Below are 15,248 nucleotides of genomic sequence, written 5' to 3' on the forward strand. Positions count from 1 at the left end.
CCACCCCCGCGCCCACCCCCACTACGTCGATCTAGGGCATATCACCGCCAGAGGATCTCCATCCACAGCGATATGCCCTAGATCGACGCGGCGTACCGGGCGCGCGGCGCGCGGGGCGGGACTCGCGGGGGGGCGGGTTAGGGGACCGCGTAGGTGAGGATGGGGGTGCCGTCGGCGCGTTGGAGTTCGACGCTGACCAGTTCGGCGTCGGTGAACCGGGTGGCGCCGGTGAACCGGAGGTCATCCCCGGGCGCGGCGAGCCAGGAGCCGATCTGCTCGGTGGCGCCGTTCGCGCCGCGCGCCACCAGCCGGAAGGTGTACGCCTTGCCGTAGCCGGTACGCGGGTCGTACCCGCAGCGCATCGTCACCTCGGTGCCCCATTCGGTGCCCTTCAGTCCCAGCTCGGCGTGCACCGGCCCGGAGGAGGCCACCGGTCGCATGGCGACCATCGACACCTGCGGTGCGGGGATCCCCGGCGAGCCGGGATCGCCCGGCGTTCCGTTCAGCAGGGTGGCGGCGCCGACACCGACCACCAGCGCCAGCGCGGCGGCGACCAGCCCGGTCAACGCGTACCCCCGGCGCCTGGCCCACCGTTCGTGGCGTCGCCGGCCGCGGGCCTCCTCGAGCAACGCGGGCACCCGGGGTGGGGTCGGCGGTGGCAGGAACTGCTCCAGCCCGGCCGGATCGAGACGGCCGAGCAGACCGGGCAGGACGGCGATCTCCGCGACCGCCTCCCGGCAGGAGGCGCATCCGGCGAGGTGCCGCTCGTAGGCTGCCCGCTCGGCGGGGGCCAGCGCACCCAGCACGTACGCGCCATCGTCGTGCGCGAACTCGCACCGGGTCATCCCGTCACTCCCATCTCGGACAGGACCAACCGTAGTGACCGCAGCGCGTAGTGGGTGCGGGACTTGACGGTGCCCGGCGGTACGCCCAGCCGGGACGCCGCCTCGGCCACCGATCGTCCCTGGTAGAAGCACTCGACCAGCACCTCCCGATGGGTGGGGCTGAGCCGGTTCAACGCCTCGGCGACGGTCCACGCCTCCACCGCCCGCTCGGCCTCGTCGACCACCTCGGGCGGTTCGGGCAGTTCGTCGGTGAACACCTCGCCGACCCGGGTGGACCGCCGCCGCCAGGCGTCGATGGCCAGGTTGCGGGCGGTGGTGAAGAGCCAGGCCCGCACCGAGCCGCGTTCCGGGTCAAGCGACTCGGGGTGCCGCCAGGCCCGTAGCAGCGTCTCCTGCACGAGGTCCTCGGCGCGCTGCCGATCGCCGTTGACCAGCCGTAGGGAGTGCGCGTACAGCGCCTCCGCATGCTCGTCGTGCAGCGCGCGTAGCAGTTGGGCGTCATGGTCGCTGATGGCGGTCTCCTCGCTTCCGGCGCGCGTCCGGCGGTGCGTTCGTCCGGGAATACGTGCGGTCACGTCGATCGGTTCAGCACGAGGTCAGACCGGTTGCGCCGAGCGGCGCCCGGCGAGGTGTTCACGCCTGGTTCACATCAAGGCCGACGACCGCTCACCACGTCCTCCTAGCGTCCGGCAGGTACGCCCGGCCACCGTCCCGATCCAGCGTGCCACCGACCTTCCCAGGAGGCTCCTCCCATGAGCGACCGTCCCCGGCTGCTCCCGCTGCTCGGCGCCACCCGCCACGGCGGTCGTGACGCCATGACCTGTCTCTACCGCTGCGGAAATGCCTGCGACCACCCGGTCCCGAACACCTCCGACAACGCGTACTTCGGTGATGTGGTGAACGCGGAGGTCTCGCGGCGCGGCGTGGTCCGGGCCGGCGCGGTCGGCGCGCTGGTCCTCGGTTTCGGTGGTGCGGCGGCCGGCGCGCTGGCCGGCGCGGCTCCGGCCATGGCGGCCCCGGAGGTTCCGGACGTCCCGGAGGGTTTCGGCTTCGGACGCCCGAGCACCGGTGTCGGCAGCGGCGCGCTGAGCTTCAAGCCGATCCCGCCGAACAAGCTGGACACCCTGGTCGTGCCGAACGGCTACGACAACGCCGTGGTGATCAAGTGGGGTGACCCGGTGCTGCCGGGCGCGCCGGAGTTCGACCTGCACGGCCAGACCGCCGCGGCGCAGTCCAAGCAGTTCGGCTACAACAACGACTTCGTGGGCGTGCTGCCGCTGGACAAGCGGGGCAACCGGGCGCTGCTCGTGGTCAACCACGAGTACACCAACGAGGACCTCATGTTCCCGGGCTTCCCCGGTCTGGACGGCCTCTCGGTGGAGCAGCTGCGTACCGCGATGGCCGCGCACGGCATGTCCGTGGTGGAGTTGGAGCGGGTCGCCGGCACCGGGCAGTGGAAGCCGGTGGCCAACGGACGCCGGCCGTACAACCGGCGGGTCACCGCGCTGAGCACCAAGTTCGACCTGACCGGCCCGGCCGCCGGCTCGGCCTGGCTGAAGACCGCCGCCGACCCGAAGGGCCGTACGGTCGTCGGCACGCTGAACAACTGCTCCGGGGGCGTGACCCCGTGGGGAACCGTGCTCTCCGGCGAGGAGAACTTCAACCAGTACTTCGTCGGCGCCGACGCCGCTCCGGCGGAGCTGAAGCCGAAGTTCGAGCGCTACGGCATCACCACCACCGCTCGCTACCCCAGCGGCAGCCGCAAGTGGGAGCGCGCCGACGAGCGCTTCGACCTGGCCAAGCACCCGAACGAGGCGCACCGCTTCGGTTGGGTCGTCGAGATCGACCCGTTCGACCCGGAGAGCCGCCCGCGCAAGCACACCGCGCTGGGCCGGTTGAAGCACGAGGGCGCGAACGTGATCGTGGCCAAGGACGGGCACGTGGTCGCGTACATGGGCGACGACGAGCGCTTCGACTACCTGTACAAGTTCGTCTCGGACAAGAAGTTCATGCCGGGCAACTCCTGGGTGGCCCGCAAGCACAACCTGACCCTGCTGGAGTCCGGCACGCTCTACGTCGCGAAGCTGGAGCAGACCAGCGCCGGCGAGATCGACGGCTCGGGCAAGCTGCCCACCGACGGCGCGTTCAACGGCCGGGGCCGGTGGATCAAGCTGGTCAGCGGCAACCGCTCGTACGTGGACGGGATGACCGCCGCGGACGTGCTCACCTTCACCCGGCTCGCCGGCGACAAGGTGGGTGCGACCAAGATGGACCGCCCCGAGGACGTCGAGCCGAGCAAGCTCACCGGCAAGGTGTACGTGGCGCTGACCAACAACACGGACCGGGGCAAGGCCGACAAGGCCCCGGCCGACGAGGCGAACCCGCGCAACCTGAACAAGCACGGGCAGATCCTGGAGCTGGTCGAGGACCGCGGCGACAACACCGCCGAGACCTTCGCCTGGTCGCTGCCGATCGTCTGCGGCGACCCGACCGACCCGTCGACCTTCTTCTCCGGGTACGACAAGACCAAGGTCTCCCCGATCTCCTGCCCGGACAACGTCGCGTTCGACGCCACCGGCAACCTGTGGATCTCCACGGACGGCAACGCGCTGGGCAGCAACGACGGCCTCTTCGCCGTCGCGGTGGAGGGCCCGGAGCGGGGTCACCTCAAGCAGTTCCTGACCGTGCCGCTCGGCGCGGAGACCTGCGGCCCGTTCATCACCGGCGACAACCGCTCGGTCTTCGTCGCCGTACAGCACCCGGGCGAGATCACTGGCGCGTCGGTGGAGAACCCGGCGTCCAACTGGCCGGACGGGGACTACGCCAAGCCGGGCGTGGTCGTCACCTGGCGCCTCGACGGCGGCCCGGTGGGCAGCTGACGTTACCCCCGGCGGTTCGGCGCTGGACCGCCACGAGAGGCCCTCTCCCAGCCCGGGAGAGGGCCTCTCGGCGTCACCGGGTCAGTGGTCGGTGGCGATGCCATCGGCGACGGCACGGGCCACCGTGAGCAGCTTGGCGCGGACCACCCGGGCCGAGGTCATCATCTCGCTGGCCGGCAGCGCGCAGGCCAGCACGATCCGGCGCTCCATGTCCTTGTCCGGCGTGACCAGCACCGCCGCGCAGGCCACCCCCTGGCGGAACTGCCCCATCTCGAGCTGCATCCCCCGCCGGTCACCGGCGGCCAGGTCGGCCTCGAACGTCTCGGTGCTGGTGAGCGTGCTGGTGGTGAACGGGCGCATCCCGTACTCCCGCAGGTAGCGGAAGCGCTGTTCGACGGTGAGGGTGGCGAGCAGGGCCTTGCCGAGGGCGGTGGCGTGCGCCCCCTCGTCGAAGCCGGGGACCAGGTCCTCCAGGTAGGGCGAGCGGTGGCCCTCGGCGACCGCCGTGATGGCCACCTGGCCGCCGACGAAGCGACCCAGGTAGTGGCTGTAGCCGGTGTCCAGTGCGGCCCGCCGTAGCGTCTCGCCGACCACTGGCGGCCCGCGGAACGCGGTGACCAGCTCGCGGTAGCGGTCGGCAATCTCCAACCCCACGATGTACGTGCCGTCCTCGCGGCGGATCACGTAGCCCTCGTAGGCGAGAGTCCGGACGAGGTGGTAGGTCGTGGCCACAGTCAACTCGCACCGCCGTGCGATCTGCTTGACGGTCAGGCCCTTCGGGGCGCGACCGACCGACTCCAGCACCCGCAGCGCACGGGACACGCTGCGGATCAGGTCCGAAGGTTCTGCCAAGGGGTCGCGCACAACCACCTCCGAGGCCGGGGACTTACACCATATGAAAAACAGGCCCGGTGCGAAATGCCTGTTCGGGTCGAGGATGCCAGATCGCCATCCACGGCCTGTGCCCCGCCGCTCACGAAGAGTGGTACGAGTAGGTCTCGCGTAGGTTTGCCGGACTATGACCGACAACGCCCTCACCCTCGCCCCGGCCCGTCCGATCCGGGTCAGTGCCGGTGCCGTCGCGACCACCATCGCGGTCGTGCTGCCGGTCTTCCTTCTCGGTGGCCTCGCCGTGCAGATGGGTGCCGACCTTCACTTCTCCCCGGCGGGCCTGGGGTTGGCCGTGGCCATCTACTTCGGGATCAGCGCGCTGGCCTCGGTGCCGTCGGGCCGGCTGGTCGAACGGTACGGTCCGGCCGTGGTGGCCCGCTGCGCCATCCTGCTGGCCGCCGGGTCGATGCTGGCCGTCGCGGCGCTCGCCCGGTCGTACCCCATGCTGGTCGGCCTGCTCGCCCTCAGCGCCGCCGCGAACGCCCTCGGCCAACTCGCCAGCAACGCCACGTTGGCCCGGCACGTGCCGGCCCGCCGGCAGGGGCTGTCGTTCGGTGTCAAGCAGGCGGCCATCCCGGTCTCCACCCTGCTGGCCGGGGCGGCCGTGCCCACCATCGCGCTCACGGCAGGCTGGCGTTGGGCGTTCGTGGCCGCCGCGGGAGCGGCGCTGGCGACGCTGCCCGCCGTACCCCGGCACGAGCCCGTCCTGGCCCGCCAGAGCGCCGCCGCGCGTGCGGGCCGGGCCACGGCGGCGCTGGTGGTGATCGGGGCGGCGGCGACGCTGGCGGCGGGCGCGGCCAACGCCCTCGGCACCTTCCTGGTGGACTCGGCGGCCGCCCGAGGTCTGTCACCGGGCCTGGCCGGTCTCACCCTGACCCTCGGCAGCGCGGTCTGCGTGGTCGCCCGGGTCGGCGCCGGCTGGCTGGCCGACCGCCGTGCCGGCGGCCACGTCGCACTCATCGCCGCGATGCTGGTGGTCGGCGCGACCGGGCTGGGCCTGCTCGCCCTGACCGGCACGGTGCCGCTGGTGGCCGGCGTACTGCTCGGCTTCGGCCTGGGCTGGGCCTGGCCCGGGCTGATGAACTTCGCCGTGGTCCGACTGCACCCGCAGGCCCCGGCCGCCGCCACCTCGATCACTCAGACCGGGGTGTACGCGGGCGGTTGCCTGGGTCCACTGAGCCTCGGCCCGCTCGCCGCCCACCTCGGCTATCCGGCGATGTGGGGCACGGCGGCGGTGGCCATGGTGCTCGCCGCCGCTCTCATGCTCGTCGGCAGCCGTCTGCTGACCCGAACGGCAAACCGCGGCGAGGATCAGCTGGTGCGGTCGGCGATGTAGTCGCAGAGGGACTCCAGGGCCCGCCGCGACGGGCTGGCCGGGAGCGGAGCCAGGCGGCTGCGGGCGTCCTCGGCGTAGCTGCGTACCGTCTCCCGGGCCCGCTTGAGCGCCGGGCTCTCCCGGAGCAGCCCGAGCGCCTCGGCGTGCAGCGCGTCGTCGGTCAGCGGGCCGGTGGCCAGGATCTCGCGCAGCCGCACCGAGGACGCGTCGGAGTCGTCCGCCGCGCGCGCGTAGAGCACCGGCAGCGTCGGGACACCCTCGCGCAGGTCCGTGCCGGGCGTCTTGCCCGACTGCATCGACTCCGAGGCGATGTCCAGCAGGTCGTCGGAGAGTTGGAAGGCGACGCCGATCGTCTCGCCGTAGCCGGCCAGCGCCTCGACGTGCTCGACGGACGCGCCACCGAACATGCCGCCGAACCGGGCCGAGGTGGCGATCAGCGAGCCGGTCTTCTCGGCAATCACGTGCAGATAGTGGGCGACCGGATCGTCGCCCTCACGCGGCCCGACGGTCTCCGCGATCTGGCCGTGCACCAGCCGGGCGAACGTACGCGCCTGCAACCGGACCGCCTCGGGGCCCAACTCGGCCGCGATGTCGGCGGCCCGGGCGAAGAGGTAGTCGCCGACCAGAATGGCCACCGAGTTGGTCCAGCGGGAGTTCGCGCTCGGCGCACCCCGGCGCACGGACGCCTCGTCCATCACGTCGTCGTGGTAGAGCGTGGCCAGGTGGGTGAGCTCCATCACGACGGCCGCCGGGATCACCTGCGGGCCGGCCGGGTCACCGAACTGGGCGCCCAGCGCCACCAGCAGCGGCCGGAACCGCTTTCCACCGGCCTCGACAAGGTGCCGGGCGGCCTCGGTGACGAACGGGTCGGCGCTGGCCACACTGGCCCGCAGCTCGACCTCGACAGCGTCCAGCAGACCCAGCACGGAAGCCTCGACGCTTGGATCGGCGAGGTGGAGGCCGAGCGCGCCGAACTGACTCGTGCTCGCCCGACCCCGACGACCGCCGGAGCCGGTGGCACCTGAACGCTCGCCAGCCGGTATCACCACGCCATCAACCATGCCACACCCCCTCGACCTGCTCCGGGTCGGGGATGCGCACCGAGGGCCGGCACGCGAACGCGTACCGGCCCCCGGTCGTTGCTGTTCTGGTCATCGCACGAATTCGGCGGCCCCGGCGGCCAGGTCGAGCAGCGGAGCCGGCGCGACGCCCAGCACCAGGGTGGCCACGACACCGATCATCAGCGCGGCCGAGGTGAGCCCACCGGGCACGGTCACGGTCGGGGTGGACTCGCCCGGCTCGGAGAGCCACATCATCACCACGACCCGCAGGTACGGGAAGGCCAGCACCATGCTGGTCAGCACACCGGCGATGACCAGCCACGCCTGCCCGCCCTCGAGCGCGGGCCCGAAGATCGCGAACTTGCTGGTGAACCCGCTGGTCAACGGGATACCGGCGAAGGCCAGCAGGATGAAGGTGAACAGCCCGGCGTAGAACGGCGAGCGCTTGCCCAGCCCGGCCCAACGGGACAGGTGGGTGGCCTCGCCGTCGGAATCCCGGACCAGGGTCACCACCGCGAACGCGGCCAACACCGAGAAGCCGTACGCGACGAGGTAGAACATCGTGCCGGAGAGCCCGTTCTTGCCCGGCGACAGCACACCGACCAGCAGGTAGCCGGCGTTGGCGATCGACGAGTACGCGAGTAGCCGCTTGATGTCGGTCTGGGTGACCGCGAGGACCGCACCGACCAGCATGGTCAGCACCGCCACCGCGCCGAGCACCGGGGTGAAGTCCCAGGCCGCGCTCGCGAACGCGACGTGGAAGACGCGCAGCAGCGCGCCGAACGCGGCGACCTTGGTGCAGGCGGCCATGAAGGCGGTGACCGGGGTCGGGGCGCCCTGGTAGACGTCCGGCGTCCAGACGTGGAACGGAGCCGCCGCGGCCTTGAAGAGCAGGCCGATGGCGAGCAGCGCCATGCCGGCGAAGAGCAGCAGCGGGCTGGCCGGGGAGTCGTTCACCGCCGCGTTGATGGTGGCGAAGTCGACCCCCGCCCCGCGATCCGGGGTGCCGGCCGTGAAGCCGTAGATCAGGGCCACCCCGAACAGGAAGAACGCCGAGGCGTACGCGCCGAGCAGGAAGTACTTCATCGCTGCCTCCTGGCTGAGCAGACGCCGGCGACGAGCCAGCGCGCAGAGCAGGTAGAGCGGCAGCGAGAAGACCTCGAGCGCGATGAACATGGTCAGCAGGTCGTTCGCCGCCACGAAGATCAGCATGCCGCCGATCGCGAACGTGGTGAGCGGGTACACCTCGGTGAGGCCGTTGCGGCCCTCGGCCTGCTGCCGGTCGTCGGCGGACTCGGCGGTCACCGCGGCCTGGGCCACGAACGCCCCGCCCCGCTCCACCGCACGGTCACCGATCAGCAGCAGCGCCATCGCGGCGAGCACCAGGATCGCGCCCTGGAGGAAGAGCGTCGGCCCGTCCACCGCGATGGCCTGACCGGCGGTGAGCATCCGGTCGTCGACGTTGAGGACCACCATGGTCAGCGCGGCCAGGACGGCCAGCAGGGCCAGCGTCAACTGCACCAGGTGCCGCGAGCGCCGGGGGATGAACGCCTCGACCAGCACGCCGAGCAACGCGACGCCCAGCATGATCAGGATCGGGGCGAGCGCCGCGTAGTCGAGCGACGGCAGTTTCAACTCGGTCACTTTGCCGCCTCCTGGACGGTGCCCACCGACGGGGCGGGGTCGGTCCTGCCGATGTCGTCCATGGTCGCCTGGACGGCGGGGTTGATCACATCAGTGACCGGCTTGGGATAGAAGCCGAGCAGCACGATCAGCGCGATCAGCGGAGCGACCACGACCTTCTCGCGCAGGCTGAGGTCCCGGCGCATCCCGTCGACCTCGGTCAGTGCCGGGTTGAGCGTGCCCTGGGTGGTGCGCTGCACCATCCACAGCACGTACGCGGCGGCCAGGATGATGCCGAGCGTGGCGATGACCGCGACCGGCTTGTTCACCGTGAACGTGCCGATCAGCACCAGGAACTCGGAGATGAACGGCGCGGTGCCGGGCAGCGCGAGCGAGGCGAGACCGGCGAAGAAGAGCACCCCGGCGAGCACCGGGACGAGCTTGCCGGCGCCACCGAAGTCGCTGATCAGCGACGAACCACGCCGGGCGATCAGCATCCCCACCACCAGGAAGAGCAGGCCGGTGGCCAGCCCGTGGTTGAGCATGTAGAGCACCGCGCCGGTGCCGGCCTGGGTGGTGAAGGCGAAGATGCCGACGCCGATGAAGCCGAAGTGCGCGATCGAGGTGTACGACACCAGCCGCTTGAGGTCGTTCTGGCCGACCGCCAGCAGGGCCGCGTAGATGATGCCGATCACGCCCAGCGCCAGCGCCCACGGCGCGAACCACTTGGACGCCTCGGGGAACAGCGGCAGGCAGTAGCGCAGGATGCCGAAGGTGCCGACCTTGTCCAGCACACCGACCAGGAGCGCCGCGGCACCCGCCGGCGCGGCGCCACCGGCGTCCGGGAGCCAGGTGTGGAACGGGAAGAACGGCGCCTTGATCGCGAACGCGAGGAAGAAGCCGAGGAACAGCCACCGCTCGGTGCCGGTGCTGATGTCCACCTGCGACAGCGCCTGCCAGTCGAAGGTCTTGCCGCCGACCACCCACAGCCCGATCACCGCGGCCAGCATGAACAGCCCGCCGACGAGCGAGTAGAGGAAGAACTTCACCGCCGCGTACTGCCGCTGGTGGCCGCCGTAGCTGCCGATCAGGAAGTACATCGGCACCAGCATGACCTCGAAGAACACATAGAACAGGAAGACGTCGGCGGCGGCGAAGACGCCGATCATCGTGCACTCGAGGACCAACAGCAGCGCGAAGTAGACCGGCACCGACCGCTTCGACGACTCGGCGTCGTGCCAGGACGCCAGGATCACCAGCGGCACCAGCACCGCGATCAGCATCAGCATCACCAGCGCGATGCCGTCGGCGGCGAAGGTGAAGCTGACGCCCCAGTTCGGGATCCACGAGTACGACTCACGGAACTGGAACCGTTGACCGTCGGCCTTGAAGCTCACCCACATGACCACCGAGAGCACCAGCACCAGCAGCGACCAGACGAACGCCACCTGCTTGGCCAACTCCGGCCGGCGACGCGGCAGGAGGGCGACCACCAGGGCACCCACCAGCGGCGCCACGGTGAGCACCGAGAGGAACGGGAAGTTGGACATTATGCGGCCTTACCTCCGTCGTGGATGCGTGGTCCGCCGGCGGGGGCGGCCGGGAAGAGGTCGATCACGCCAACCACCCCGCCTGCACGGCCAGGAACGCCGCCATCACCAGCAGCGCGCCGGCCAGGATCGAGGTGGCGTACGAGCGCACGAAGCCGGTCTGCATCCGCCGGAGCCGTCCCGAGCCACCGCCGACCGTGGCCGCGAGCCCGTTGACCAGCCCGTCGATGCCCCGGTTGTCGAGGAAGACCAGCGCCCGGGTGAGGAAGATGCCCGGCTTCTCGAAGACCGCCTCGTTCACCGCGTCGACGTAGAGGTTGCGTCGGGCGGCGGTGACCAGCAGACCGGCCGGCTGCGGCGCGGTGGCCGTGCCGGCCCGGAACTGGAACCAGGCCAGACCGGCGCCGAGCACGGTGATCAGCAGCGAGAGCACGGTGATCACGGTGTGCGAGAGGACCGGCTCGTGCGCCTCTTCGTGGCCGCCCAGCCCGGCGGTCGCCGTCAGCCAGTCCGGCACCGAGGTGGCGAGCAGGAAACCCGCGCCGACCGAGCCGGCCGCCAGCAGGATCAGCGGGATGGTCATCAGCTTCTTCGACTCGTGCGGCTGCTCGATGTCCTCGGTCCACCGTGCCGGCCCGTGGAACGTGAGCACGAAGAGCCGGGTCATGTAGAACGCGGTCAGCCCGGCGCCGAGCAGCGCCGCACCGCCGAAGAGCCAGGCGGTCCAGTCCTCCCGCTCGAAGGCGGCCACGATGATCGGCTCCTTGGAGAAGAAGCCGGAGAACGGGAACATGCCGATGATGGCGAGCCAGCCCATCATGAAGGTCAGCCAGGTGATCTTCATGTACTTCGACAGCGCGCCGAAGCGGCGGATGTCCACCTGGTCCTTCATGCCGTGCATGACCGAGCCGGCGCCCAGGAACATGTTGGCCTTGAAGAAGCCGTGCGCCAGCAGGTGCACGATGGCCAGCGCGTACGCCGCGCCGCCGAGGCCGACGCCGAGGAACATGTAGCCGATCTGGCTGACGGTCGACCAGGCGAGCACCCGCTTGATGTCGTCCTTGGCCGCACCGATGATGCAGCCGATCAGCAGGGTGAGCGCGCCGACGCTGACCACCACGAGTTGGAGCGTCGAGTTGGCCGAGAAGATCGGGTTGGACCGGGCGATCAGGTAGACGCCCGCCGTGACCATGGTGGCGGCGTGGATGAGCGCCGACACCGGGGTGGGGCCCTCCATCGCGTCCGGCAGCCAGGCCTGGAGCGGGAACTGACCGGACTTGCCGGTCGCACCGAGCAGCAGCAGCAGGCCGAGCACCAGCACCGTGGTGCCGGTCAGCGCGCCGACGCCGTTGAACACCTCGTCGTACTGGGTGGTGCCCAGGGTCGCGAACATGATGAAGATCGCGATGGCCAGACCGGTGTCACCGACCCGGTTCATCAGGAACGCCTTCTTGCCGGCCGTGGCCGCGCTCGGCCGCTCGTACCAGAAGGAGATCAGCAGGTACGACGCCAGACCGACGCCCTCCCACCCGACGTAGAGCATCACGTAGTTGTTGCCGAGCACCAGCAGCAGCATGGCCGCGACGAACAGGTTGAAGTACGCGAAGAAGCGGCGGCGGCCCGCGTCGTGCGCCATGTATTCCACCGCGTACAGGTGGATCAGGAAACCCACCCCGGTGATCAGGAGTACGAAGACCGCGGCCAGCGGGTCGAACAGCAGGCCGAAGTCGACCCGTAGGTCACCGACCGCGATGAAGTCCCAGAGGCTCAGCTCGGCCGACTTGTTCTCCAGGCCACGGAGCTGGAAGAAGTAGGCCAGGCCGAGTACGAACGCGGCACCGATGGCCGCCACGCCCAACCAGTGCCCCCAGCGGTCGGCCCGCCGGCCGAGCAGCAGCAGGATCGCCGCACTGACCAGCGGGATCGCCACCAGCAGCCAGACGCTGCCGAGCAAGCCCGTGGCCTCTGCGTACTGCACAGTCTCTTCCACTTGCTTGCCCCTTAGTACTTGAGCAGGTTGGCGTCGTCGACACTCGCCGAGCGTCGCGTCCGGAAGATGGACATGATGATCGCGAGACCGACCACGACCTCGGCCGCCGCCACCACCATCACGAAGAACGCCATGATCTGACCGTTGAGGTCGCCGTTGATCCGGCTGAAGGTGACCAGGGTCAGGTTGGCCGCGTTGAGCATCAGCTCCACGCACATGAACAGCACGATCGCGTTGCGCCGGATGAGCACCCCGGCGGCGCCGATGGTGAACAGCACCGCGGCCAGCACGAGGTAGTAGTCGGGCGTCACTGCTCCGTCCCCTTCAGCGAGGTCTCCTGCGCGGTCATCTCACGCATCGGGAGGATGGCCGGCGTGCTGCGGTCGGTGAGCCGGCCGTCCGGCAGCCGCGCCGGGGTGGCCACCGAGGACGAGGTCGCGAAGACGCCGGGGCCCGGCTTGGGGCCGGGGTAGTTGCCCGGAGCGAAGCGCGCCCGCATGGTCGACGGCTGATCGATCTTGTCCTGCTTGCGCCGCTCGATGTGCGCCAGCACCATGGCACCGACCGCCGCCGTGATCAGCAGCGCCGAGGTCAACTCGAACGCGAAGACGTACTTGGTGAACAGCAGCCGGCCGATGGCCTGCACGTTCCCCTCCGCGTTGGCCTGCTCCAGGCCGACCGCGGTGGTCTTGCGCAGCGCCCGGTAGAGCGCGCTGCCGACCAGGCCGGCGAAGCCCAGCCCGAGCACGATCGCGGCGACCCGCTGGCCGCGCAACGTCTCGATCAGCGAGTCGGACGCGTCCCGGCCGACCAGCATCAGCACGAACAGGAAGAGCATCATGATCGCGCCGGTGTAGACGATGATCTGCACCATGCCGATGAACGGCCCGGCCTGGAGCACGTAGAACACGCCCAGGCAGAGCATGGTGAGCACCAGCCAGAGCGCCGAGTGCACCGCGTTGCGGGCGGCCACCATCCCGATCGCGCCGATCAGCGCGAGCGGGGCGAGGATCCAGAAGGTGACCTGCTCGCCGCCGGACACCCCGCCGGCCGCGGCCAGCACCGTCGAGGACGTCATGCTCCCTCTCCCTTGCCGGCCGCCACGCGCTGGGCGGCCTGCTCGGCACCCGGGAACGTCACGCCGGGATGCTCCTCGACGTGGTAGCCGCCGGGGCTCATCGGGGACTTCTCGGCGCCGGCCGAGGTGCCCGGGTTGTCCAGCGCGCCGACGTAGTAGTCCTTCTCGCTGTCACCCAGCCGCATCGGGTGCGGCGGCTGCTCCATGCCTTCGAGCAGCGGCGCGAGCAGCTGCTCCTTGGTGAAGATCAGATCCTGCCTGTTGTCCCGGGCCAGCTCGTACTCGTTGCTCATGGTGAGCGACCGGGTCGGGCAGGCCTCGATGCACAGTCCGCAGAAGATGCACCGGGCGTAGTTGATCTGGTAGACGCTGGCGTACCGCTCACCCGGCGAGAAGCGCTGCTCGTCGGTGTTGTCGCCACCCTCCACGAAGATCGCGTCCGCCGGGCAGGCCCAGGCGCACAGCTCACAGCCGATGCACTTCTCCAGCCCGTCCGGGTGCCGGTTCAGGATGTGCCGCCCGTGGTAGCGCGGCGCCGAAACCGGCGGCTTGAACGGGTAGTCGGTGGTGACGACCTTCCTGAACATGTGCGAGAAGGTGACCCCGAATCCCTTGAACGTTCCGGTGATCGCGCCCACGTCACACCTCCCTGGAGTCCGAGCCGGTGGCGATGTTTGCCGGCTCCCGCTCGGCGACCACGCGCGTGATGCGCGGGCTCGGTGGTACCTGAAGATCCATCGGTGGCAGCGGGAAACTCCCGTACGGCCGGCTGTCCACCTGTTCCTGCGCCGTCGGCTGCGGCTTCGGCTTGCGGCTGGGCCAGAACAGCGTGGCGATCAGCAGGAAGCCGGCCGGGATGCCGACCGCGATCGCCTTGCCCTGCCACTCCCAGTCCTCGATGGCCCGCAGGCCCGACAGCACCAGGATCCAGACCAGGTTGATCGGCAGCAGGACCTTCCAGCCGAAACGCATGAACTGGTCGTAGCGCAGCCGGGGCAGCGTGCCGCGCAGCCAGACGAAGACGAAGACCAGCGCGATCACCTTGCCGAAGAACCACAGCATCGGCCACCAACCGGAGTTGGCGCCCTCCCAGATGGTGATCGGCCACGGCGCGCGCCAACCGCCGAGGAACAGCGTGGTGGTGACCGCCGACATGGTCACCATCGCGACGTACTCGCTGAGCATGAAGAGCGCGAACTTCAGCGAGCTGTATTCGGTCATGAAGCCGGCGACCAGCTCGGACTCGGCCTCGGGCAGGTCGAACGGCGCCCGGTTGGTCTCGCCCACGGTGGCGATGAAGAAGATGATGAAGCTGGGCAGCAGCAGGATCGCGTACCAGCCCGGTGCCGGGATCGACCAGCCGTTGATGCTCAGCTCGGTGCCGTGCCCCTGGGCGGCGACGATCCCGCTGGTGCTCATCGTGCCGGCGGTCATGAACACCGCCACGATGGAGAGCCCCATGGCGACCTCGTAGGAGATCATCTGGGCGCTGGAGCGCAGGCCACCGAGCAGCGGGTACGTCGAGCCGGAGGCCCACCCGCCCAGCACGATGCCGTAGACGCCCATCGAGGAGCAGGCCAGCAGCAGCAGCACCGCCACCGGCACGTCGGTGACCTGGAGCGGCGTGTGGTGACCGAAGATGCTCACCATCGGGCCGAACGGCACCACCGACAGCGCGGTGACCGCGCAGATCACCGAGATGGTCGGCGCGAAGAAGTAGACGACCTTGTCGGCCGCCTTCGGCAGGATGTCCTCCTTGAAGGCCATCTTCAGACCGTCGGCCAGCGTCTGCAGCAGGCCGAACGGGCCGACCTGGTTGGGGCCGGGCCGCACCTGCATGTAGCCCACCACGCGCCGCTCGAACCAGACGCCGAGCAGGGTGGCCAGCAGACCGAAGGCGAACGCGAAGACAATCTTGCCGAGGACCAGCCACCACGGATCCCGGCCGAAGTCGGCCAGCGTCGGGTCCTGGGCCAGGTATGACGCGTTCACTGC

Annotated in this window: 13 protein-coding genes; 2 read left to right on the forward strand and 11 right to left on the reverse strand. The window is 70.2% G+C overall.

All coding sequences use genetic code 11. The features are described 5' to 3' along the window. Positions 1-137: 137 nt before the first annotated feature. Together ACFQGL_RS29345 and ACFQGL_RS29350 are read right to left on the reverse strand one after the other, a co-directional pair. Entirely contained in the window at positions 138-845 is a 708-nt protein-coding gene (locus tag ACFQGL_RS29345; protein WP_377515864.1) for an anti-sigma factor family protein, read from the reverse strand. Continuing rightward, positions 842-1,357, reverse strand: coding sequence for a sigma-70 family RNA polymerase sigma factor (locus tag ACFQGL_RS29350; RefSeq protein WP_377515910.1), 516 nt, complete (start codon positions 1,355-1,357; stop codon positions 842-844). The genes ACFQGL_RS29345 and ACFQGL_RS29350 overlap by 4 nt, the downstream gene beginning before the upstream one ends. 240 nt (positions 1,358-1,597) lie before the next feature. Between ACFQGL_RS29350 and ACFQGL_RS29355 the strand changes: the two genes are divergently transcribed. Further along, complete coding sequence (locus ACFQGL_RS29355) at positions 1,598-3,724, forward strand: PhoX family protein (RefSeq protein ID WP_377515865.1); 2,127 nt, start codon at positions 1,598-1,600, stop codon at positions 3,722-3,724. A gap of 81 nt (positions 3,725-3,805) precedes the next feature. On the opposite strand, the gene ACFQGL_RS29360 is transcribed toward ACFQGL_RS29355, so the two are convergent. Continuing rightward, positions 3,806-4,588: an IclR family transcriptional regulator gene (locus tag ACFQGL_RS29360; protein WP_377515867.1), complete on the reverse strand. Its 783-nt coding sequence runs from the start codon at positions 4,586-4,588 to the stop codon at positions 3,806-3,808. Positions 4,589-4,742: 154 nt separating this feature from the next. Here ACFQGL_RS29360 and ACFQGL_RS29365 point away from each other — a divergent pair, with 154 nt between their 5' ends. After that, the gene (locus tag ACFQGL_RS29365) at positions 4,743-5,951 is read left to right on the forward strand and encodes an MFS transporter (protein ID WP_377515868.1); all 1,209 of its coding nucleotides are present in this window, start codon (positions 4,743-4,745) and stop codon (positions 5,949-5,951) included. Here ACFQGL_RS29365 and ACFQGL_RS29370 read toward each other — a convergent pair. The 8 genes from ACFQGL_RS29370 to nuoH form a co-directional block, all read right to left on the reverse strand. Further along, on the reverse strand, positions 5,927-7,012 hold the full coding sequence (locus ACFQGL_RS29370) for a polyprenyl synthetase family protein (RefSeq protein WP_377515869.1): 1,086 nt from the start codon (positions 7,010-7,012) through the stop codon (positions 5,927-5,929). The two genes, ACFQGL_RS29365 and ACFQGL_RS29370, sit on opposite strands and share 25 nt — an antisense overlap. 90 nt (positions 7,013-7,102) lie before the next feature. After that, the gene (gene nuoN / locus ACFQGL_RS29375; protein ID WP_377515870.1) at positions 7,103-8,656 is read right to left on the reverse strand and encodes an NADH-quinone oxidoreductase subunit NuoN; all 1,554 of its coding nucleotides are present in this window, start codon (positions 8,654-8,656) and stop codon (positions 7,103-7,105) included. After that, positions 8,653-10,185, reverse strand: coding sequence for an NADH-quinone oxidoreductase subunit M (locus ACFQGL_RS29380; protein ID WP_377515871.1), 1,533 nt, complete (start codon positions 10,183-10,185; stop codon positions 8,653-8,655). Before ACFQGL_RS29380 ends, nuoN begins: the two co-directional genes overlap by 4 nt. Positions 10,186-10,249: 64 nt before the next feature. Then, positions 10,250-12,175 (reverse strand): NADH-quinone oxidoreductase subunit L, encoded by a 1,926-nt coding sequence (nuoL, locus tag ACFQGL_RS29385; protein ID WP_377515872.1) that lies wholly within the window; start codon positions 12,173-12,175, stop codon positions 10,250-10,252. 11 nt (positions 12,176-12,186) lie between these two features. After that, on the reverse strand, positions 12,187-12,486 hold the full coding sequence (gene nuoK / locus ACFQGL_RS29390; protein ID WP_222954162.1) for an NADH-quinone oxidoreductase subunit NuoK: 300 nt from the start codon (positions 12,484-12,486) through the stop codon (positions 12,187-12,189). After that, on the reverse strand, positions 12,483-13,253 hold the full coding sequence (locus tag ACFQGL_RS29395; RefSeq protein ID WP_377515873.1) for an NADH-quinone oxidoreductase subunit J: 771 nt from the start codon (positions 13,251-13,253) through the stop codon (positions 12,483-12,485). The genes nuoK and ACFQGL_RS29395 overlap by 4 nt, the downstream gene beginning before the upstream one ends. Then, entirely contained in the window at positions 13,250-13,891 is a 642-nt protein-coding gene (gene nuoI, locus ACFQGL_RS29400) for an NADH-quinone oxidoreductase subunit NuoI (RefSeq protein ID WP_377515874.1), read from the reverse strand. The genes ACFQGL_RS29395 and nuoI overlap by 4 nt, the downstream gene beginning before the upstream one ends. A 1-nt stretch (position 13,892) precedes the next feature. Continuing rightward, the gene (gene nuoH, locus ACFQGL_RS29405) at positions 13,893-15,245 is read right to left on the reverse strand and encodes an NADH-quinone oxidoreductase subunit NuoH (RefSeq protein ID WP_377515875.1); all 1,353 of its coding nucleotides are present in this window, start codon (positions 15,243-15,245) and stop codon (positions 13,893-13,895) included. Positions 15,246-15,248 lie beyond the last annotated feature (3 nt).

This window comes from Micromonospora vulcania (genome assembly GCF_042658605.1).
Taxonomy (GTDB): Bacteria; Actinomycetota; Actinomycetes; order Mycobacteriales; family Micromonosporaceae; genus Micromonospora; species Micromonospora vulcania.